The sequence below is a fragment of the Paenibacillus sp. 22594 genome, from assembly GCF_052044425.1.
GTDB lineage: Bacteria > Bacillota > Bacilli > Paenibacillales > Paenibacillaceae > Paenibacillus_AQ.
Window position 1 is genome coordinate 17,261 of the sequence record NZ_JBQENA010000007.1, and the last position, 19,847, is coordinate 37,107.

Consider the following 19,847-nt stretch of genomic DNA (forward strand, 5'->3'; position numbering starts at 1 on the left):
AGCCACTCAGCCACTCAGCCATTTTTAAGAAAGTATGCCTAACAATCACAGCTGAACTTCCATCCATTTCATTCTACTGCAGCACAGCGGAGCTTCCACTTCATTTTACTGCAGCATATCTGGACTTCAATTGAAGCACGCATCCCTTCTACATCCAGCCCTTCTCCTCTGCCAGCCGCACGGCTTCGATCCTGCTCTTCACTTCCAGCTTGTTCAGAATTTCCGATATGTAATTGCGGACGGTGCCGTAGGAAAGATGCAGCGTAGCAGCAATTTCCCCCGCACTCTGGCCGGCACCCGCCAGCTTCAGGATTTCCTGTTCCCGGGAAGACAGCGGATTCTCTTCCCGCAGGCTGCCGAAGACCAGCTCGGGAGACACTTCCCGGTGGCCGGCCATCACCCGGCGGATCGCATCCGCCAGCTTATCCACCGGCTCGTCCTTCAGCAGATAACCTTGAATGCCAGCCTTTACGCCCCGCTCAAAGTAGCCCGGACGGGCAAAGGTGGTCAGGATAATGATTTTGGTGGCGCAGCCCTTAGCTTTCAGCGTTTCCGCGACCTCCAGCCCGCTTTTATAAGGCATCTCTATGTCCATCAGGCATACATCCGGCTGAAGCCGTTCAATCACTGCAAGCGCCTCTGCTCCGTCTCCAGCTTCCCCCGCCACTTCAATATCGTCCTCCAGATCCAGCAGCGAAGCCATGGCCCCGCGCAGCAGGCGCTGATCTTCGGCAATCACGATGCGTATCATGCAGTCACTCCATCCTTTCTTTCCTTGACTACTCTCGGGACAACTGCCGTCAAGACAGCGCCCCGCTCTGCTCCCGAACGCAGCGTAAGCGATCCATCAATCAGCGACAGCCGTTCGGCCATCCCTTTGATCCCGTTGCCTTCGCTCCGCCCCCGGCCTTCCGGATCCCGGTTATGTAGACCAACCCCATTATCTTCAATGGTAATCTGGACGTCCCCCTCTGCCATGGCAATGGCAATCCGGCACCAGTCTGCTTCACTGTGCTTCACAATATTGGTCACCGCTTCCTTGATGCAGAGACTCAGAATATTCTGCGTCAGGTCGGATACACCCTCCAGTTCCGTATCCCCCTCGATCTCCAGGACAATCTCTGCAGTGCGCAGCATCTCCCCTACTTCAGCCAGCTCTTCAGCCACGGATATAGCACGCATCTCCGATACCAGCTCACGAACCTGGCGCAGCGCAGCGCGTGAAATCCGCTGAATCTCCCTCGCTTCGGCCTGTGTACGAACGGTATCCTTGGCCGCAAGCTTTTCCACCAGTTGGCTCTTGAGGGTAATCAGCGACAGCGTATGCCCCAGCGTATCATGCAGATCCCGGGCGATCCGCATCCGTTCCTCACGTTTGACCAGCTCCTTGATGACCTCATTCGCCTGATCCAGCTCCTTTTCGAGCATTCTCTTGCGGTACAGCGAGCGGATGCCGAACGGGGAGACCAGCATAATAATCATGAAAGGGTACAGGAACACCAGATCCCCTATAGCCATCCCCCAGGTAGCCATAATTAACGGAACAAGCACCATAGCTGCAAAAGCAGAATAAGCCATTTTGAAGTGTTTATCCTCCGTGTACCAACCGATAAAATTTGACGTGAAGAAGCCCATAAACAGATCATAAGGCGTATAAGCTACACTCAAAATCACAATAATCAGCACCTGCAGAGCCAGCCACAAGGTAAAGTTTCTGCCCGTGACCCAATAGAGCTGACGGTAGGTCACGACGAACAAGGCCAGCATTACTGCACCCAGCACCAGCTTGATTCCATGCTCCTCCTGCAGATTGATGACCGGAAACAATAAGTACAGGAGCCACATATAAGGGAAAAAGCCGAATCTTTGCGGAAACAACCGAAACTGCCTGCGCGTCATTATGGATTACACCGCTTCCTGTTTTTTTCGGATATAGACCGATAGTATCATAAAGACCGCCAGATATCCGAGCAAAATCAGAATGCTTCCCCACTGCGGATGATTCCCGGCTACGATCCTCCAGGCCCCATCCCCAAAATGATAAGAAGGCAACCAGTGACCAATCCGCTGCATCAGCTTCGGCATAATATCAAGCGGCATCCACATGCCTCCGGCAACCGCCAGCCCCATATAGAGCACATTACTGACACCGCTTGCCGTATCGACACGCTTCATGAAACCTACCAGCGTACCAAGGGCCAGAAAAGGCATGGAGCCCGCCAGAATCCACAGTCCGCTCAGCAGCCATTGTCCAGCCGTCAGCGATACGCCGTTCATCAAATACCCAGCGCCAAAAATGCAAAGTACCGAGAACAGATGCATGAGGGTCTGACCGAACATTTTACCTGTAAAATATACCGAAGAAGGCAGCGGGGTGATACGGATAAATGTGCTCCAGCCCTGGGTCCGCTCCTGGACCAGCCGGATACCCATGGTCATAATGGCAGAGCCCATTACACTGAAAGCGGCCATGGACATCAGGTAGTGTGCCTGCCACTCCGATGCATCGTCCGGCCCCGTGTTCACTACTCTTGTAAAGATGAAGTAAAACATGATCGGCATCAGCAAGGACCAGAATACATAATAGGGATTGCGGAAAATCCGCAGCATCTCCGCTTTGCACTGCCCAGCAACAAGTCTCATCATTTCGTATCTTCCTCCCTGTTCATGGTTAACTGTTCAAATGCTTCGTCCAGGCTTCCCTGGTGAATACGCACATCCCTCACGGCAAGTCCGCCGGTAAAAATCCCCCGGAGTGCCTCGTCAGTATTCTCAGTGGTCACATGGATCCGGCCGTCTTTGTCGTAGCAATCTTCAATAGAGGGCAGTTCCAGCAGTTGTCCGCGCAGGTGTGCGGCATTCCCGGCTGGAAGGAAGGATAGCGACTGCTTAACCATTCTTGCCTTGATCTCTTCCGGACTGCCGTCCGCTACGATAGTCCCTTGACTGAACAACAGAATCCGGTCGGCAATATCCTCAGCTTCCTGCAGATAATGGGTCGTGAACAATATCGTTGTACCCCGGGCGGCCAGCTCCCTCACGGTGTCCCAGAAGTGGCGCCGGGCCGTGGTATCCAGTCCAACCGTCGGTTCGTCCAGGAACAGCAGCTGCGGGTTTCCCGCCAGCGCCAGCGCAAAGGAGAGACTGCGCTTTTGGCCGCCGGAGAGCTTCTCTGCATAGCGGTTCAGATCCGCAGGAGCCAGCCCTGTCGCCCCCAGCAGAAAGTCCATATCCATCGGCTGCGGATAATAGCTGCGGATCAGGGCGATAATCTCACGGACCTTAAGTCGGTCCATTACGCTCACCTCCTGCAGCATAGCCCCGCTGCGCTCCCGCACCCTCACATCCCGGGGAGAGCTTCCAAATACCTTAATCGTTCCTTCTGTGGGTTCCAGCAGCCCCAGCAGCATCGATAGCATTGTTGTTTTTCCTGCTCCGTTTGGTCCAAGGACCGCTGTAATGGACCCCTTGCCGATGGTAAAGCTAATGCCGTCGACCGCTTTTTTATCATTGAAGGCTTTACTGACGCCGTTCATTTCAATCACGTGATTCATGTCTGATTCCTCCATCACCTAATGTCTTTGCCGTACTTCCATAGTAATCAATAACAGAAGGTGACATCAGTATGGACTGTCATTTTTTCCGGGTGACAATTGTCATCCGGCTTAGAGCAAGCACAGCACAATCTGCCTGCTTCGCCTGGCAAGTCAAAGAGCCCCCCGCCAACGTGAAGCGTCGACAGGAGGCTCTTGACTTTGAACCTATGGAATCGGCAGACGTCAGGCCATCCCGGCCTATTTCTGCATGAACCCTTTTTGCAGCAAAAACTCCTTCATCTGCAGCCGGGAGGGCTGGGCGAGACGTCCTGCCATCATCTCGGACCAAGGCGTATCCTTTTGCCCTCCGGTCCGTTCACGCATGTAATCCCGCGTTATTTCATCATACACTTTAACCTGGCCTACCGATGTTTCAGCCTGATAGCCGTTATGATGCAGCACCGCCTGGAGCGGAAGACGCGGACGGATACCGTTCACTCCGGCGGGATACCCCAGGCACATGCCGAAGACCGGATAGACCAGCTCGGGCAGCCCCAGCAGTTCAGACACTTCTGCAATATGATTGCGGATTCCACCGATATAGACAATGCCAAGACCAAGCGACTCGGCGGCAACCGCCGCATTCTGGGCGGCCAGCGCCACGTCGACGGTGGCAACGATCAGATTCTCGGTGGAATCCTCGTAGGATTCGGCCCCCTGCAGATAAGGTCCGCTGATCTCCCGCAGACGGTACAGATCGGCGCACCAGACCAGGAACACCGGGCACTGCTCAATGTAAGCCTGGCCGCCGGACAGCTTGGACAGCTGGGCTTGGAGGGCTGGCTCGGTCACTGCAATGACTGTGTAAGCCTGGACACTGCTGGAGGTTGAAGCCATCTGGGCCGCTCCGATGATGGCCGCCAGCTGCCCGTCACTGACCGGCTTGTCCAAAAACTGGCGGACAGAGGTATGCCGGTTCAATAGCTCCAGCGTTTCGTTATTGGGTTTCATAATCTTAACCTCACTTTTTTCTAGTTATATAGGCATTATGAACACAAATAAAGCCACAAACAACAGGCACAGCTGCGCTCTACCACCCGCTCCCCCGCTTCACCTCCTGGACAATGGCCTTGACCCCCTCATCAATCTGATCCAGCCGGGCGCGTGAGATGCTGATGCGCAGGAACTTTTCCCGGTTCCGGTACCCGGACAGATAGAATCCATTACCTGACACGACCCGGATCTTCCGCTCCCCCAGCCGTTTGACCAGACGCTCCAGATTCACTGTTCCCGGCACCTTGAATTGCATATACATGCCGGAGCTTTCAGCAGACACCTCAATCAAATCTTCCGTATTGTGCTGCCGGAGGGCCTCATACATGGCATGAATCCTTTCGGCATACAGGGCTTTTATTTTGTGTCTGTGATGCTCGTACATGCCATTCTTGATGTATACCTCAAGTGCGGCCTGGGACAATAACGAAGTGTCCGTGTAGCCTTTATATGCGCGGAAGGTATCCAGCAGCGGTTCAGGCACCACAGCCGCACCCAACCGGAGACCCGGAAAAATGATTTTGGAGAAGCTTTTCAAATAAACCACATGAGCCGTCTGGTCATACGCATAAATTGGATCAAAACGCCGCTCCGCCCCGAGGTCCGCCATGTAATCATCTTCGATGATGTATACATCGTATTTGCCCGCTAACCCGGCGATGGCTCTCCGTTCCTCTACGCTGTACGAGGTTCCAAGCGGATTATGATATCTGGGCATGGTATAAAAGAATTTGATTCGCCCGCCTCTGAACCTCTCCTCCAGCTCCTGCAGATCCATCCCTGCCGCTGAACGGGCGATTCCGCTCACCGTCACCCCTTCCGCCTCCAAATAACGCAGGTAAATATCATAGCTCGGCTGTTCAACCAATATTTCCGTCCTGCCGTTCGGGAACGGCATCCTGGCCAGAATCTCCAGTGCCTGCTGGATACCCGAAGTGATCAGAATGCGTTCCATTTTGGCAAAAACCTGATACTCTGCCAGATGAGACACCAGCGTATGGCGCAACGTCTCCAGCCCCAGCGAATCTCCATAGGTGAACAGATGATACTTGTACCGGTCAATCGCCTTGTTGAGGCAGTGCTGGAAATCCAAATACGGAAATACGTTCAGATCGGGCGAGGCCGAGGCATAATCCATCTCCCCACTGCTTCCAGAAGCGGCCGGTTCCTCTGTCCTGTCCACCATGTAATATCCGCTCTGCGGAATGGAATAAATCACGTGTGATCTCTCCAGCTCCCCATATGCCCGAAGAATCGTGCTGACACTGCACCCATAGAACTCTGCGGCAATACGCACAGAAGGCAGCTTTTGCCCGGGACTGAACTGTCCTCCCTTGATCCCCTTCTCCATTTGGGACAAGACCGCATGAAACTTTTTCATGGCACACCTCGCTTCGTCACAGCATTTGTTGGTTCATCTTATCACTGTTCTTCTTCATTTATTATACAGGAATCGGTTCACTGTACCGGTACAGTAGCGAAAAACGGGTATTGTTGACCTGCGGATTTCCCTTTAATTTTAAAGTAACAGATAAGACGTTTCGGCGATCCTGTCCTGTTCACGAAAGGGAGATGCACTCATGCAGCAAAACGGACTCAAGCTGGCTTATACCTTTGCCGTGCTTAACGCAGTCATCATCGGATTCTCATTCTTCTTCACCAAGGTGGCGCTCGGCCATGCCGGACCGCTCGATACGTTAACCTACCGCTTCGCCGCTTCATTTGCAGTGATGTCGATTCCGGTCGCCTTCGGCTGGGTCAAAATATCCTACCGCGGCAAGCCGGTTCTCAAGGCACTGCTGCTGGCAGCCATGTACCCGCTTGGATTTTTTACACTTCAAGTGTTCGGACTCCAGCACGCGACCTCTGCTGAGGGAGGGATTCTCTATTCGTTTACTCCGGTCGTGACAATGATCATCGCCTCGATATTCTTGAAGGAGACCACAACCCTTCTCCAAAAGCTATGTATCTTCCTGTCTGTATTCGGCGTTGTGTTTATCTTTGTCATGAAAGGGGGCAGCCTTCATCTGTCTAACATGACCGGGATCGTGCTGCTGTTCCTGACCTGCCTGGCCTTTGCCGGGTACAGCGTGCTGGCCCGTTCGCTCTCCAGCCACTTCAGCCCCGCTGAACTCAGCTACCTGATGATGGGGATTGGCTTCGCCGTCTTTCTGATCACTTCGCTCACCGGACATGTAGCCAGCGGAACCCTGGGCGACTTCCTTCAGCCGCTCCAGAGCGGCACCTTTATCTTGTCTGCTGTGTACTTAGGCGTCATTGCATCACTCGTCACCACCCTGACATCAACCTATATCTTGTCCAAAATAGAAGCTTCCCTCATGAGCGTGTTCACCAATCTCTCGACCATCGTCTCCATCGGTGCCGGAGCGGTCCTTCTCGGGGAGGACATTACAGTGTATCACTGGATTGGATCGCTGCTGATTATCGCAGGGGTCATTGGTACAAACTGGCTGGGCCGTAAAAAGGCAAAGGTCAGCTCCAAGACGGATCTGCCGTTATCGCCAAGTACACCAAACAGGTAAAGCGTCAGCATCCCGCGGAGGCGTGGCCCCTACAACGGCATTTCTGCCGTTGTTTCCGGGCGGACTGGCCCGCGGCGACCCTACAACATCATCAAAAAGAATCGCCAGCGTTTAACGCTAAGCGATTCTTTTACGTTCAGCCGCAGGTTCCCTCCGCCTGCGGCCGTATCTTTACAGCTTCACCCGCTGCAGCCGCAGCGCGTTCAGGACGACCGAAACCGAGCTGAATGCCATTGCCGCACCGGCCAGCCACGGGGCCAGGAAACCCAGCGCGGCAACCGGGATACCAATCGTATTATAGGCAAGTGCCCAGAACAGATTCTGCTTGATATTCCGCATCGTTCTGCGGCTCATCATGATCGCATCCGGTATGCTCATCAGGTCACCGCGCATCAATGTGATGTCTGCCGCTTCCATCGCCACATCGGTACCGGTGCCGATGGCCATCCCGGTGTCTGCTGTCGCCAGGGCAGGAGCATCGTTGATGCCGTCGCCGACCATGGCTACCTTGACTCCGCCGCTTTGCAGTCTGCGGATCTCGGCGGCCTTGCCTTCCGGAAGCACCTCGGCCAGCACCGTACGGATGCCGGCCTGTTCGGCGATGGCTTGGGCCGTAATCTTGTTGTCCCCGGTAATCATCACCACTTCAATGCTCATTTCATGCAGCTTGGCTACCGCAGCCCGCGAGGTTTCCTTGATGGTATCGGCCACCGATACTACTCCGGCAATCACGCCATCCACGGACACGAGCATCGCGGTCTTGCCTTCCTGCTCCAGCTTAGTCATATGCGGAGCCCATGGGCCAGGGTCCGCGCCGCCTTCCTCCATCATCCTGCGGGTGCCTACACTTATGGTCTGTCCGTCGACCACTGCGGTAATTCCGCGTCCCGGCACAGCCTGGAACTGTCCGGCTTCAGGCAATTCCAGACCTCTGGCAGCAGCACCGGCAACGATGGCATCCGCCAGCGGGTGCTCCGAGAGCTTCTCCGCAGCTGCCGTAAGGGCCAGCAGGCGGTTCTCGGCGTTTTCTCTGCCATGCGCTGCGATGCCTGTAGTTGTAAGGATATCCGTCAATACAGGCTTGCCGCTTGTAACGGTACCTGTCTTATCCAGCACCACAACCTGAATCCCCTGCGCGGCTTCCAGATGCTCGCCGCCCTTGAACAGGATACCGAATTCAGCTGCGCGGCCTGATCCAGCCATAATCGAGGTAGGCGTAGCCAGACCCAGCGCACACGGACAGGCAATAACCAGCACGGCAATAGCCTTCTCGAGCGCCTCAGCGAACTGGCCGGGAGCGCCCCAGACGTACCAGATCACAAAGGTCACCGCCGCAATCGCCACGACAATCGGCACAAAAATGCCGGAAATCACATCTGCGATCCGCTGAATCGGCGCCTTGGAGCCCTGGGCTTCTTCAACCACTTTAATAATTTGCGCCAGCGCGGTATCACGGCCTACCTTACGGGCCTTGATCCGCAGCATGCCGTTTTTGTTCAGTGTAGCTCCGATTACACTGTCTCCCGGCTTCTTCTCCACTGGAATGCTCTCACCGGTCAGCATGGATTCATCCACAGAGGACAGACCTTCAATAACCTCTCCATCCACAGGGACCTTCGTTCCAGGCTTCACGAGAACTAAGTCTCCCGGAATCACTTCTTCTACCGGGATGCTCAGCTCTGCACCGTCACGAACCACCAGTGCGGTCTTGGCCTGCAGGCCCATCAGACTGCGGATCGCATCGGAGGAACGTCCTTTTGCCAGGGCTTCGAACCATTTGCCGACCAGAATCAGTGTAATCAGAATCGCGCTGGTCTCGTAGTACATATCCACGAAATGATTCATTCCGCTCATACTCAAGGAATCGATCGTCAGATACAAACTGTAGAAATAGGCCGCCGAGGTGCCCAGCACTACCAACACATCCATATTGGCGCTGCCGTTCTTCAGCGCCTTATAGGCACTGATATAGAATTGCCATCCAATGATGAACTGAACCGGCGTAGCCAGCACCAGCTGGAACCAGGGATTCATCAGCAGCTCCGGTGTCCAGATCCAATCTGTAAAGGAGAAGTGACCTGCCATCGCCCATAGCAGCGGAAATGAGAGAATTGCAGAAATCAGCCACTTATTCCGTTTGCGCACAATCTCCTGCCCGCGCTGGTCGGCTTGTTCCTTGCGATCCTGCTTCAATGTTGCCTTGTAGCCAATGCTGCTTACCTTCTCCATAATATCGGATACGCCAACGTTCCCCGGCGCATACTCTACATGCGCCGTTTCCAGCGCCAGATTCACATTCACGGCCGCAATACCCGGCATGCGTCCCAGCACTTTCTCAATCCGTGCCGAACAGGCCGCGCAGGTCATGCCTGAGATATCGAAATCTGCAGACTCCTTGCGGGTATCATAGCCAAGCGAGCGGATCTTCTCCTCAATTTGCGGCACTCCCGCAATCGCTGGATCAAATCCCACGGTTGCCTGCTCCAGCGCCAAATTCACATTGGCCTTTGATACCCCCTCCATACGGGAGAGCCCCTTCTCAATCCTTGCCGCGCAAGCAGAACAGGTCATTCCCGTAATCTGCAACGTGGTCTGCTGCAGGGCGGATTCAGCTGTCTTCTCCATTTATTCGCACCCCCATACCCCCAAGGGGTATAATATTTTGTAAAAGAAAAGGCATTGGCGCCTCTGAAATCTCAAGGATTCCCCGCTCCAAGCCTTTATATGCTGCAGCTTCCCATTAGACTACATCGTAGCCCTGATCCTCAATTGCCGCCTTAATGGCGCTAAGGCTCACTTTGTTCTCATCATAATCAACGGCTACCGTCTTAGCTTGCAGATCCACCTTCGCTGCGGCACCCACACCGCTTACCGCCTTCTCTACCGCACTGACACAATGACCGCAAGACATTCCTTCTACATTCAATATTGCGTTAGACATTATAAAAACCCTCCTAAAAGTTTTGTTAGCCTATACTTCCTGAATTCACTTCGTAGAAAAACCGCTTCGGAAGCATACGCTTAGTTTGGTTAGCCTTATTTCATCAGCTTGTTGACCGTGATCAGCAGCTCGTCAATAACCTCATGTTCCCCGGCCTCGATCCGCTCAATAATGCAGCTCTTCATATGCCCTTCAAGCAGCAGCTTGCCGACACTGTTCAGTGCCGCCTGGACCGCCGCCAGCTGGTTGAGCACATCATCGCAGTACGTATCCCGCTCGATCATGCCTTTGACGCCGCGGATTTGACCCTCGATCCGATTGAGCCGGGTGGTAAGCCCGCTCTTGAATTCCGCTGAATGATGACTTTTGCGTACACCGGGAGCAGAAGAATGACAATCATCTCCGCAGGAATGCTCCGCGTGCTCCTTCTCATTAGTAGACACAGGAATCAGCCTCCTCAACTACAATATAATATACCCCCCATGGGTATGTCAATACTTTACCACCGTTTTCCGCACTCTCCCGTACAACCACTACATTTGTCATGATTTAGCAGGAATTCCTTCTCTGAAAGCGAATGTATAACTCAGAGACTCCTTTGAATCCGTCTGGTGAAATTCCTGGAATTTCCCGAAGCAGGCATACTCAATCACGAACGCAGAGGAGGGGCAGCGTTGTTCAAACGCATAACCGGTAGCTTCTTACAGCACAAAGGACACTTGTACTCCTTTATCATATGCTTGATCGGTCTGGGCTTATTTGTTATTTATAGTGAAGGTTCCCTGCAGCATTTTTCGTCCTCCGCATGGGGCTGGGTTACCGCCATGGCGGGAGCGGCAGTGATTTTGACCCTCTTTACCTTTCAGCTCCCTCCACAGGGGAACGGGTTATCGCTCGACTCCTCCGTATACTTGGCCTGCATTTTTGTTTTTGGTCCATCGTTCACCCTTATGGCTCTGCTGCTGAGCTCCCTGGTGCTGATGTTCTTTGAATGGGGTAGCACAGCATGGTGGAAGCATCTCAATAATTTTGCCGTATACTGCATTATGATTACTTCCGCTTCCTATGTTTTTACTGCGCTGGGTGCCGTGCAGGGGGCGCTGCTCAGCAGTCACCTGGAAGCTTATGTAAGCGCTATGGCCGTATATTTTATTCTGAATACGTTGCTGATCGGCTTCTATTACTACGTTGTTTTTCACAAAAATCTGTACGACACGCTCAAAGGAATGCTGACAGACACCATCCTGGCCTATTCCTGTACATTGGTGCTGTCCCTGGTCTTGACTATTCTGCTATATCACAATCAAATAGTCGGACTTGGACTGTTCCTCTGCCTTAGTATTCTCATCTCCTATTCCTTCAAACGGCTGTTCAGCATGTACCGTGATATTGAGGAACGCTCCAACCGCGACCCGAGGACAGGACTGTTCAACCACAGCTATTTCGAACTTGCACTGGAAGAGGAAATGCGCAGTTCGCAGGCCAGCGGCACAGCACTCTCCCTGGCGATGATCGATATCGATGATTTCAAAAAGTACAATGATCATTTCGGCCATCTCAAGGGCGACGGGCTGATCGTTTTTTTGGCAGAGCTGCTGAAGCGTGAGACGCAGGATACGAAGATTATTGTTTCCCGGTATGGCGGGGAGGAATTCACTCTGCTGATGCCGGAATATGATGCCACAGCGGCCAGAAACTTCATGGAATCCCTGCGCAAAACCCTCAATCATTCCCGTTTTGAAGGCAGCGAAATTTTCCCTCAGGGCTGTCTGTCCTTCTCTGCCGGCATCGCCGCGTACCAGCCGGATGTCCATTTCAAGTCAGAGCTTGTGGACCATGCCGACCAGGCGCTATATTATGCCAAAAAACAAGGGAAAAACCTCGTTCATATCTACGGCAGCCAATCACTGCTGGAGCAGGACATCGATTTCAGCCAGGATGTGCGGGATATTGAGCAGCAGCTGAATCTGTTCATGTACAAGGATCTGGAGACCTTCAAGCATTCGAAGCGCGTCTTCCGCTATGCGGTAGACATCAGCGAACTGCTGAATCTCGACCCCCTCACCAAACGGCAGTTTACACTGGGCGCACTGATTCACGACATCGGCAAGCTGGAGATCCCCTGGGGTATCCTGAATAAAAAAGACAAGCTGTCGCCCGAAGAATGGGAAATGGTCAAATGGCATGTCACCTGGGGCCGGGAAATGGCGTTAACGAACGATAAATTCAAGGAGCTCGCCCCCTACATCGAGTTGCATCATGAACGCTACGACGGCAAGGGTTACCCTTACGGCTTCAAATATGAAGAAATCCCCCGGCTGTGCCGGATGCTGACCATCATCGACTCCTTCGACGCCATGACTACCGAACGGCCCTACCAGCCGACAAAGTCGTTCAAAGAAGCCATTGTTGAGCTTCGCGCCTGTGCCGGCAGCCAATTCGACCCCGAGCTGACTGAGCTGTTCATCCAATACATTCAAAAACAGGACCCCTGCGGAAGTGAAGCGGCGATCTATATAAGCTAAAAAAATGTGTGAAATTGTTGTTATGAATCGTCCTCGCTTTTGGAATACTTAGTTCTACTGCCGTTCTTGTACAAGGGCGGCGGTTATTTGTTTTGTCTGATTTTAAGACCTGAGCAAGGGAGTATTCCATTTAAAATTTAGCGAAATAACGCTTGCTACCCTATTCAAATTTGACTATAATAAGGCTCACGAAACTTTTTCAGAAGGAGTCTGCAAATTATGAATAGTAAAGAAAGCAACCTGAAGCTTGTAGTCATCGGCTTGCTGCTGGGTATACTAATGTCCGCAATGGACAATACCATCGTAGCTTCGGCTATGGGCACCATCGTTTCTGACCTTGGCGGGCTCGATAAAATTGTCTGGGTAACCTCGGCTTATATGGTCATGGTTATGGCTGGAACGCCAATCTTCGGCAAGCTGTCCGATATGTATGGCCGGAAACGGTTTTTCATCTTTGGCCTAATCGTATTTCTGGCCGGCTCTGCGCTATGCGGGACGGCAACCAGCATCACCCAGCTCAGTATATACCGGGCGATTCAAGGGATTGGCGGCGGTGCGCTTATGCCGATCGCCTTCACCATTATGTTCGATATCTTTCCCCCGGAGAAAAGAGGCAAGCTCACCGGACTCTTCGGTGCCGTCTTCGGGATTTCTAGCGTGTTAGGGCCTCTCCTAGGCGCTTATATTACCGACTACGTAGGCTGGCAGTGGGTGTTCTATATCAACCTGCCGATTGGGGTTGCCGCTTTTATTCTGATCACCATGTCCTACAAGGAATCCGTTTCCCATTCCAAGCAGCGCATAGACTGGGGCGGAGCCTTTACACTGGTAGGTGCTGTTATCTGCCTGATGTTTGCCCTGGAGCTGGGCGGCAATCAATATGCCTGGGATTCAGCGGAGATTCTCGGCTTGTTCGGCGGCTTCGCCGTACTGCTTATTGCCTTTCTGTTTATTGAACGGCAGGCGCCCGAGGCAGTCATTTCCTTCGCCATGTTCCGCAATCGGCTGTTTGCGACAAGCAGTCTATTGGGATTGTTCTACGGTTCGGCCTTCATCGTCGCCACAGTATATATTCCGATTTATGTACAAGGGGTATACGGAGGCTCGGCTACGAACTCCGGGCTGATCCTCATGCCGATGATGATCGGTACGGTAATCGGCAGCCAGACCGGAGGACTGCTCACTACAAAAACCAGCTTCCGCAACATTATGCTGTTATCTGCGGTGTGCTTCGTGGCCGGAGTGTTCTCCTTAAGCACGCTGACCCCGGATACTTCCAGACTGCTGCTTAATGTGTTTATGGCGTTGACCGGCTTTGGCGTAGGGTTCTCGTTCTCTGTGCTCAGCATGTCCTCGATTCACCATTTCGACATGCGCCAGCGCGGCTCCGCCACTTCGACCAGCACCTTTATGCGTTCGCTGGGTATGACACTCGGCATTACCATCTTCGGAATTATTCAGCGCAACAGCTTCACGAGTGAGCTAAGTAATGCCTTCGGTGGGGGTGCGGACACTTCGTCATTCGGTGATCCCCGCGCGGCCTTGACTCCTGAAGCCAGAGCCCAGATTCCCGCCCCTGTGCTGGAGAAGATCTCGAGTGCACTATCCGGCTCGATTTCCCATACCTTTATGTGGGCGCTGGTACCGGCTGTGCTGGGATTTGTTTTTGTCCTCCTGATGCCGGGTGACCGCCTTAAGGTTCACAGCAAAAAACAGCAGCCGGCCGGTAATCAGGGTTAAGCCGTCATGTCTATGAAGATGGTGATTCTGGGCCTGCTGCTGGAACGGGATATGCACCCCTATGAGATTAAGCTCGTGATGAAAGAACGGACCATGGATCAGATGATGAAACTGCAGATGGGTTCTTTATACTATGCTGTAGACAAAATGGCCCGAGATGGACATATAGAAACCGTTGAGGTCATTCAAAGCAGTGACCGTCCGGACAAGACGATCTACCGCATTACCGACAAAGGCAAAGACCTGTTCGAGCAGTTGATCCTGCAGCAGATCAAAAAAAATGAATTGATCTACAACCCGCTCTATACTGCGCTTGCATTCTCACGCCATATAGATCAGAGTAAGGTCGAGAAGCTGCTGGAAGAGCGGATTCGTGAAACTGAACATCAGGTGAATTTTTCCTATCAGGTGTATGAGGAGCATATTGCCATCGTTCCACGCTCGGCGCTTCATGCGATGTATGGCAAATATGAGCACAGTCTAATCGAACTGAAATGGCTGAAGCGGCTCTACAAGGATGTGTCCGAACGGAAAATGAGTGATATCGGCACACCGCTTGATCTATAAGCAGGCACACAATAACACCGCAACAACTCTCAAGTAAAACGGCAGATTGAAAAGAGGCCCCCGGGCCTCTTTCCTGTTTACAGGGCCTTAAATCCGTTTATTAATGAGCAAACTGCCGGAAAGCGAGGAGATCATACATGGACCGAGATAACAAGCTCCAAGGAGACAACCGCGATCATCCTGAGCAATATCCCACAGAGAAGCCCAGTCTGTTCGATCTGGATGAAAGCGAGCAGAATGTCGATCCGATTCCTATGGAGGATTTGAACCTGGAGAAGCAGGAGGAAAAAGATAAGGAGGGTACCAAACACCGTTCCTCCAGTGACAAAAAGTACCATACCGGATTCTAAAGAGGTACACTATCCTCGGAGCTGCCATTTTATCATTACGGAGGGATCTTCTTGCTGAGAACGCTGCCACTGAACAAACGCGGAATCCCGGCCAGCCGCATTGCCCTGGGGTGCATGGGGCTTGGCGGAGGCTGGGATCACGAACCGATTACAGCAGAACATGTGAAGCAGGGCCACGAAGCGGTAGAAGCCGCGCTGGATATCGGAATCAACTTTTTTGACCATGCGGATATTTACACCCGTGGAAAAGCCGAGAAGGTATTCGGACAGATTTTCAAGGATCGTCCGGGTCTGCGAGAAGAGATCATTCTGCAATCCAAATGCGGAATCAAGCTGATGGAACCGGGAGACCTCTCCAATGTCTTTGACTTTTCCAAAGAGCATATCCTGAGCAGTGTCGATGGAATCCTTAACCGCCTGGGAACAGAGTATATCGATATCCTGCTGCTCCACCGGCCTGATCCGCTGATGGACCCCGAGGAAGTTGCCGAAGCGCTGCACCAGCTCAAAGCAGCCGGGAAGGTACGCCATTTCGGGGTCTCCAATATGAGTGCAGCCCAGATCAAGCTGCTTCAGTCCTATTGCGATGAACCCTTCATTGTCAACCAGCTGCATATGAGCCTGGCCAAAATCAGCTGGGTGGATGCCGTGATCAGCGTCAACCGGGAGCCCTGGAAAGATATCACCTTCCCCGAGGGCACCATCGAGCACTGCCGCGCAGAGAACATCCAGCTTCAGGCCTGGGGGCCTCTGGCCCAGGGAATGTTCAGCGGCCGCCCTCTGGAAGGGCAGCCGGAGAATATCGTGAACACGGCTGCCAGGGTCAAAGCGCTGGCTGAAGAGAAGAATACTACCCCCGAGGCGATCGTGCTCGCGTGGCTGATGAGTCATCCGGCTGCAATCCAGCCGGTCATTGGAACGGTGAATCCGCAGCGGATCGCCGCCTGCAGAGATGCGGACCAACTGGAGCTGTCCCGCAGGGAGTGGTATGACCTGTACATCAGCTCGCGCGGCGAGAAGCTGCCTTAATCAAACAAGTCTGCTGACGATGACCCGGCTCTCCCGATATGAGCTGGGTTAATGATGAAGCAGCAGGTGAGAAGAGCCGTGCAGACGCACGGCTCTTTTTCTAATCTTGGCCTATTGCGCAACTGAGCCGATCAGTAACTTCTTACCCCTGGGCAGTGGGACGGACGATAATCTCGCTCACATCAACACCCTCTGGCTGCTCGATGGCGAACGCCATAGCGCGGGCAATGGCATCCGCCGGCATCGCGATCTCATCCCGGGACTCCTCAAGTTTGGCCTTGATCTCCGGGTTGGTCATGGATTCCGCAAAGTTTGTCCGTGTCATGCCCGGCGAAATAATCGTCACGCGCAGCTTATCCCCAGCCTCTTGGCGCAAGCCCTCGGAGATGGCGCGCACAGCAAATTTCGTGCCGGCGTATACAGCCATGTTCGGGACAATGCGAAATGCTGCGGTAGAAGCGGTATTGACGAAATGCCCGAACCCCTGCTTGCGGAACACCGGCAGCGCAGCCGCAATGCCGAACAGCACTCCTTTAACATTGATATCAATCATATCCTCCCAATCCCCTACGCGCAGTTCATCAAGAGGGGAGATCGGCATCACTCCGGCATTGTTGATTAGAACATCAAGCTTGCCGTACCGCTCACATGCCAGATTGACCAGCCCCAGGACGTCTTCACGGCGTCTTACATCTGTAGCAGCGTAGGCGACCTCACCTCCGGTACTCGCGATGCGGGCCGCAAGTGCCTCCAGCCGTCCCGTTCCACGCGCCCCAAGCACGACCTTCGCTCCACGCTCCGCTAACAGAAGCGCAGCCGCTTCACCAATCCCGCTGCTTGCACCTGTAATTGCTATAACCTTGCCTTCAATTCCTGACATCTAAATCCCCACTTTCCAGCTTATTAGCCACATTCTATTGATGGCTTACCCTGTTCATTATGGGGATTTCCAGTTGGTAAAAGGTAGACTATTCATATTCAATCCTTGCCTAATCCTGCCCATTGTGGCTACACTAGGCTCAGCTGGCTGTACGGGAAAGGAGCACAGATCCATGAGTTTATCTATCATCAACCCTTCAATTTCAGAATATCAGCGTGAACTGGCTTTGCTGATTCAGCATCATACTCCTTCAGATGGCGCACATCCTTCGGCTGTGCCTTCACTTTTTTTCAGACGCTCCTCTCATGTACTGGAGCCGAGACATTCAATCAACGTCCCCTCTCTGTGCATTATCGTGCAAGGCTCCAAGACAGCCACAGTGGGAGGCGACAGCTACACCTATGACCCGGCCAGCTATCTCGTCACTCCTGTTCATCTCCCCATTATCGGTAAAATCACAGAGGCATCCCCGCAAGCCCCCTACCTCAGCCTTCAGTTGAACTTCACTCCAGACATCATTCTGGATATCGTCAAGGGCAACCCGCAACAATGGAAAGGAAAGACCGGCCGGGGGATTATCGTTAGCCAATCCACCCCTTCACTGCTGGATGCCGTCCTCCGGCTGGTCAAACTTGTGGAGACCCCCGAGGATATCCCGGTCCTCGCACCGCTGATCACCCGTGAGGTTCTTTATAGAGTGCTGCAAGGCGAGCAGGGAGCGTCAATCACACAATTTGCCTTTATCGGCAGCCATGCCTACCGCATCTCTGAAGCGATCCAATGGATTAACCGTGACTATGCCAAGCCACTTCTGATTGAAGAATTGGCGAAGGAAGTCAATCTGAGCCCCTCAGCCCTGCACAAGCATTTCAAAAAGGTTACCGCCATGAGCCCGCTCCAGTATCAAAAGGCTATACGGCTGCAAGTCGCACGCCGATTACTGCTTACAGAGTTCCTGGACGCGGCCGATGCAGGCTTTCGAGTCGGTTACGAGAGCCCTTCCCAGTTCAGCCGGGAGTACGCCCGCATGTTCGGACGCCCGCCAATCAGCGACGTCAAACACATGCGCGACTCCATCATCTCCCCGGCTACTTAACGTGGTCCGGGCCATGTTGGCACGAACCGAAGGCATTTCTGCCTTTGGTTTCGCCCTCAGGCCCACTTTGCCCGGATTCAAAGGCATTTCTGCCTTTGTTTTCGCCCTCTGCTCCTCCCCATCAGACAGATCAACCTCCCATCATTCCGTTCTTTATAAAGAACATTTCTTGAAAAACAGCGATTTAGCTAGATATCAGCAGATAAATAATAATTAACGGACTTTATTGCGAACATTTAGACTAAATTAACATTTTTCTTTTGCCCGGCAGTCAGTGTATGATTTCCTTACGAAAACGTTCTTAATTAAGAACGAATATAGCGAATAACATCAATAGGAAGTCATGAGAGGGGGGCCCGCCTCTGTACCCCAGATCCGCCAAACGGCGTAAAAGAAAAAACCAAAAAACCGGTCTTCGCATCCTGCAGTCCGGGATGGCCATATCCGTTCTCCTGCTGTCGGCCTCTGGCCAAATCGGCAGTACTTATGGAGGATTTAACGGTACCGCGGAGACAGTCAGCACCATTGGGTTTTGCAAAGTATTCCCGGATTCCATCAAGCAGCTGCTCAGCGAATTAAAAGAACATCTCAATACAGCCGAGGTTTTAAAAGCAACCTTGAAAGGTTACAGTTCCCAAGCCGGATTAACAGGAATAACTGGAATCGAGTCTATGTCCTTGGATGAACTTGAAATAGCGGAAAAGGAGATTTCAAGGCAGGTTGCAGATCTTCATTCCGATCTGAATGCCATTGAGGGCCAAAGGGCCGCCAACAGCGAGATTTGGAACAAGATTCACGCAGAGATCAGCGCTGCAGCTGCGGTTCTGGCACAGATTGGAGGATATATGATTGATCTCGATCCCAATTGTCTGGAAATTAGAGATAAGGAATTCTTTGACGGGTTACAGAACAGTCTTAGCCAAAACGGTGTGCTCTCCGAATCCTTTACTGCTTCCATAGCCGCAATCGTTCATTACCTGGAGGCCATTCAAAACGGCAATACTCCATTCCCAATAACGGTTAACGAAGCAGTCTACAGCCCACTAAATTCCATCCCGGAAGAACCGTCACAGCTTTTTCCGATCATAGCTGCTTTCGGACAGTCGCCGGGAGAGTTATCCGTAGAACTGGTTTCAATGTATGACAAGTTGGATTCGGATCTGAGCAGCGCCAAGGATAACGCAACCGCCGGTATTTCAGGGCTTGAGCAGCAGCAGCAGCTCGTTAGCCAGACCCGCAGTAAGCGGCTTGAAGAGATCGAGAAGGCCCGGCAAGAGGAACTGGATAAAGCCAAACAGGAAGTAGAAGCCAAGCTGGCCCTTGAGAAACAGAAGAAGGAAGACGAAGAGAAGGCCAAGGCTGAATCAAAAGCCACACCTGAGCCTAAAGCCGTTAGTACGGCAGCTCCAGATGAACCCGAAGCCAGCGCCACTCCAGCACCAACCGGTGACAACCAGATCACGCCTCCGAACGGAGATGTGACAGTGACACCTACCCAAGAACCTCAGGCAACAGAGCCTCCGATACCAGGTCCGGAAATGACCGCATCACCTTCGGAGCCACAACTCATTAAAGGTGGAGACTGAC

The 19,847-nt window shown here is 52.9% G+C and carries 18 protein-coding genes; 8 read left to right on the forward strand and 10 right to left on the reverse strand.

Annotation, left to right across the window (positions count from 1 at the left end):
* Nucleotides 1-148 precede the first annotated feature (148 nt).
* From ACTJKB_RS21255 to ACTJKB_RS21280, 6 genes are all read right to left on the reverse strand, one after another.
* Nucleotides 149-751 (reverse strand): response regulator transcription factor, encoded by a 603-nt coding sequence (locus ACTJKB_RS21255; RefSeq protein WP_074086670.1) that lies wholly within the window; start codon nt 749-751, stop codon nt 149-151.
* On the reverse strand, nt 748-1,899 hold the full coding sequence (locus ACTJKB_RS21260; protein ID WP_440836376.1) for a sensor histidine kinase: 1,152 nt from the start codon (nt 1,897-1,899) through the stop codon (nt 748-750). The genes ACTJKB_RS21255 and ACTJKB_RS21260 overlap by 4 nt, the downstream gene beginning before the upstream one ends.
* Before the next feature lie 6 nt (nt 1,900-1,905).
* The gene (locus ACTJKB_RS21265) at nt 1,906-2,643 is read right to left on the reverse strand and encodes an ABC transporter permease (RefSeq protein WP_440836659.1); all 738 of its coding nucleotides are present in this window, start codon (nt 2,641-2,643) and stop codon (nt 1,906-1,908) included.
* A complete protein-coding gene (locus ACTJKB_RS21270; RefSeq protein WP_440836377.1) occupies nt 2,643-3,554 on the reverse strand; it encodes an ABC transporter ATP-binding protein in 912 nt (303 codons plus the stop codon). Before ACTJKB_RS21270 ends, ACTJKB_RS21265 begins: the two co-directional genes overlap by 1 nt.
* A gap of 240 nt (nt 3,555-3,794) precedes the next feature.
* The gene (nfsA, locus tag ACTJKB_RS21275; RefSeq protein WP_440836378.1) at nt 3,795-4,547 is read right to left on the reverse strand and encodes an oxygen-insensitive NADPH nitroreductase; all 753 of its coding nucleotides are present in this window, start codon (nt 4,545-4,547) and stop codon (nt 3,795-3,797) included.
* A gap of 79 nt (nt 4,548-4,626) precedes the next feature.
* A complete protein-coding gene (locus tag ACTJKB_RS21280; protein WP_440836379.1) occupies nt 4,627-5,970 on the reverse strand; it encodes a PLP-dependent aminotransferase family protein in 1,344 nt (447 codons plus the stop codon).
* A gap of 199 nt (nt 5,971-6,169) precedes the next feature.
* Between ACTJKB_RS21280 and ACTJKB_RS21285 the strand changes: the two genes are divergently transcribed.
* The gene (locus tag ACTJKB_RS21285; RefSeq protein ID WP_440836380.1) at nt 6,170-7,132 is read left to right on the forward strand and encodes a DMT family transporter; all 963 of its coding nucleotides are present in this window, start codon (nt 6,170-6,172) and stop codon (nt 7,130-7,132) included.
* Between the two features lie 171 nt (nt 7,133-7,303).
* On the opposite strand, the gene ACTJKB_RS21290 is transcribed toward ACTJKB_RS21285, so the two are convergent.
* From ACTJKB_RS21290 to ACTJKB_RS21300, 3 genes are all read right to left on the reverse strand, one after another.
* Nucleotides 7,304-9,757 (reverse strand): heavy metal translocating P-type ATPase, encoded by a 2,454-nt coding sequence (locus tag ACTJKB_RS21290; protein ID WP_440836381.1) that lies wholly within the window; start codon nt 9,755-9,757, stop codon nt 7,304-7,306.
* Nucleotides 9,758-9,872: 115 nt separating this feature from the next.
* Nucleotides 9,873-10,073, reverse strand: a complete 201-nt coding sequence (locus ACTJKB_RS21295; protein ID WP_440836382.1) for a copper ion binding protein — start codon at nt 10,071-10,073, stop codon at nt 9,873-9,875.
* A gap of 95 nt (nt 10,074-10,168) precedes the next feature.
* Nucleotides 10,169-10,522 (reverse strand): metal-sensitive transcriptional regulator, encoded by a 354-nt coding sequence (locus tag ACTJKB_RS21300; RefSeq protein WP_440836660.1) that lies wholly within the window; start codon nt 10,520-10,522, stop codon nt 10,169-10,171.
* 225 nt (nt 10,523-10,747) lie between these two features.
* Here ACTJKB_RS21300 and ACTJKB_RS21305 point away from each other — a divergent pair, with 225 nt between their 5' ends.
* From ACTJKB_RS21305 to ACTJKB_RS21325, 5 genes are all read left to right on the forward strand, one after another.
* Entirely contained in the window at nt 10,748-12,598 is a 1,851-nt protein-coding gene (locus tag ACTJKB_RS21305; RefSeq protein WP_440836383.1) for a diguanylate cyclase, read from the forward strand.
* 219 nt (nt 12,599-12,817) lie between these two features.
* Nucleotides 12,818-14,338, forward strand: coding sequence for an MDR family MFS transporter (locus ACTJKB_RS21310; RefSeq protein WP_440836384.1), 1,521 nt, complete (start codon nt 12,818-12,820; stop codon nt 14,336-14,338).
* Nucleotides 14,339-14,350: 12 nt separating this feature from the next.
* Nucleotides 14,351-14,905: a PadR family transcriptional regulator gene (locus tag ACTJKB_RS21315; RefSeq protein WP_440836385.1), complete on the forward strand. Its 555-nt coding sequence runs from the start codon at nt 14,351-14,353 to the stop codon at nt 14,903-14,905.
* A gap of 137 nt (nt 14,906-15,042) precedes the next feature.
* Entirely contained in the window at nt 15,043-15,255 is a 213-nt protein-coding gene (locus ACTJKB_RS21320) for a hypothetical protein (protein ID WP_440836386.1), read from the forward strand.
* 51 nt (nt 15,256-15,306) lie between these two features.
* Entirely contained in the window at nt 15,307-16,284 is a 978-nt protein-coding gene (locus ACTJKB_RS21325; protein ID WP_440836387.1) for an aldo/keto reductase, read from the forward strand.
* Nucleotides 16,285-16,426: 142 nt separating this feature from the next.
* Here ACTJKB_RS21325 and ACTJKB_RS21330 read toward each other — a convergent pair whose 3' ends face one another.
* Nucleotides 16,427-17,164 (reverse strand): SDR family oxidoreductase, encoded by a 738-nt coding sequence (locus ACTJKB_RS21330; RefSeq protein WP_440836388.1) that lies wholly within the window; start codon nt 17,162-17,164, stop codon nt 16,427-16,429.
* Between the two features lie 172 nt (nt 17,165-17,336).
* Between ACTJKB_RS21330 and ACTJKB_RS21335 the strand changes: the two genes are divergently transcribed.
* Together ACTJKB_RS21335 and ACTJKB_RS21340 are read left to right on the forward strand one after the other, a co-directional pair.
* Nucleotides 17,337-18,260, forward strand: a complete 924-nt coding sequence (locus ACTJKB_RS21335) for an AraC family transcriptional regulator N-terminal domain-containing protein (protein ID WP_440836389.1) — start codon at nt 17,337-17,339, stop codon at nt 18,258-18,260.
* Nucleotides 18,261-18,694: 434 nt separating this feature from the next.
* A complete protein-coding gene (locus tag ACTJKB_RS21340; protein WP_440836390.1) occupies nt 18,695-19,846 on the forward strand; it encodes a hypothetical protein in 1,152 nt (383 codons plus the stop codon).
* Nucleotide 19,847: the final 1 nt, after the last annotated feature.

What these genes read in the sequence shown, in the direction of transcription:
- ACTJKB_RS21255 (WP_074086670.1), bottom strand. Translation starts at nt 751, where the DNA reads ATGATACGCATCGTGATTGCCGAAGATCAGCGCCTGCTGCGCGGGGCC.
- ACTJKB_RS21260 (WP_440836376.1), bottom strand. Translation starts at nt 1,899, where the DNA reads ATGACGCGCAGGCAGTTTCGGTTGTTTCCGCAAAGATTCGGCTTTTTC.
- ACTJKB_RS21265 (WP_440836659.1), bottom strand. Translation starts at nt 2,643, where the DNA reads ATGAGACTTGTTGCTGGGCAGTGCAAAGCGGAGATGCTGCGGATTTTC.
- ACTJKB_RS21270 (WP_440836377.1), bottom strand. Translation starts at nt 3,554, where the DNA reads ATGAATCACGTGATTGAAATGAACGGCGTCAGTAAAGCCTTCAATGAT.
- nfsA (WP_440836378.1), bottom strand. Translation starts at nt 4,547, where the DNA reads ATGAAACCCAATAACGAAACGCTGGAGCTATTGAACCGGCATACCTCT.
- ACTJKB_RS21280 (WP_440836379.1), bottom strand. Translation starts at nt 5,970, where the DNA reads ATGAAAAAGTTTCATGCGGTCTTGTCCCAAATGGAGAAGGGGATCAAG.
- ACTJKB_RS21285 (WP_440836380.1), top strand. Translation starts at nt 6,170, where the DNA reads ATGCAGCAAAACGGACTCAAGCTGGCTTATACCTTTGCCGTGCTTAAC.
- ACTJKB_RS21290 (WP_440836381.1), bottom strand. Translation starts at nt 9,757, where the DNA reads ATGGAGAAGACAGCTGAATCCGCCCTGCAGCAGACCACGTTGCAGATT.
- ACTJKB_RS21295 (WP_440836382.1), bottom strand. Translation starts at nt 10,073, where the DNA reads ATGTCTAACGCAATATTGAATGTAGAAGGAATGTCTTGCGGTCATTGT.
- ACTJKB_RS21310 (WP_440836384.1), top strand. Translation starts at nt 12,818, where the DNA reads ATGAATAGTAAAGAAAGCAACCTGAAGCTTGTAGTCATCGGCTTGCTG.
- ACTJKB_RS21315 (WP_440836385.1), top strand. Translation starts at nt 14,351, where the DNA reads ATGAAGATGGTGATTCTGGGCCTGCTGCTGGAACGGGATATGCACCCC.
- ACTJKB_RS21320 (WP_440836386.1), top strand. Translation starts at nt 15,043, where the DNA reads ATGGACCGAGATAACAAGCTCCAAGGAGACAACCGCGATCATCCTGAG.
- ACTJKB_RS21330 (WP_440836388.1), bottom strand. Translation starts at nt 17,164, where the DNA reads ATGTCAGGAATTGAAGGCAAGGTTATAGCAATTACAGGTGCAAGCAGC.
- ACTJKB_RS21335 (WP_440836389.1), top strand. Translation starts at nt 17,337, where the DNA reads ATGAGTTTATCTATCATCAACCCTTCAATTTCAGAATATCAGCGTGAA.
- ACTJKB_RS21340 (WP_440836390.1), top strand. Translation starts at nt 18,695, where the DNA reads ATGGCCATATCCGTTCTCCTGCTGTCGGCCTCTGGCCAAATCGGCAGT.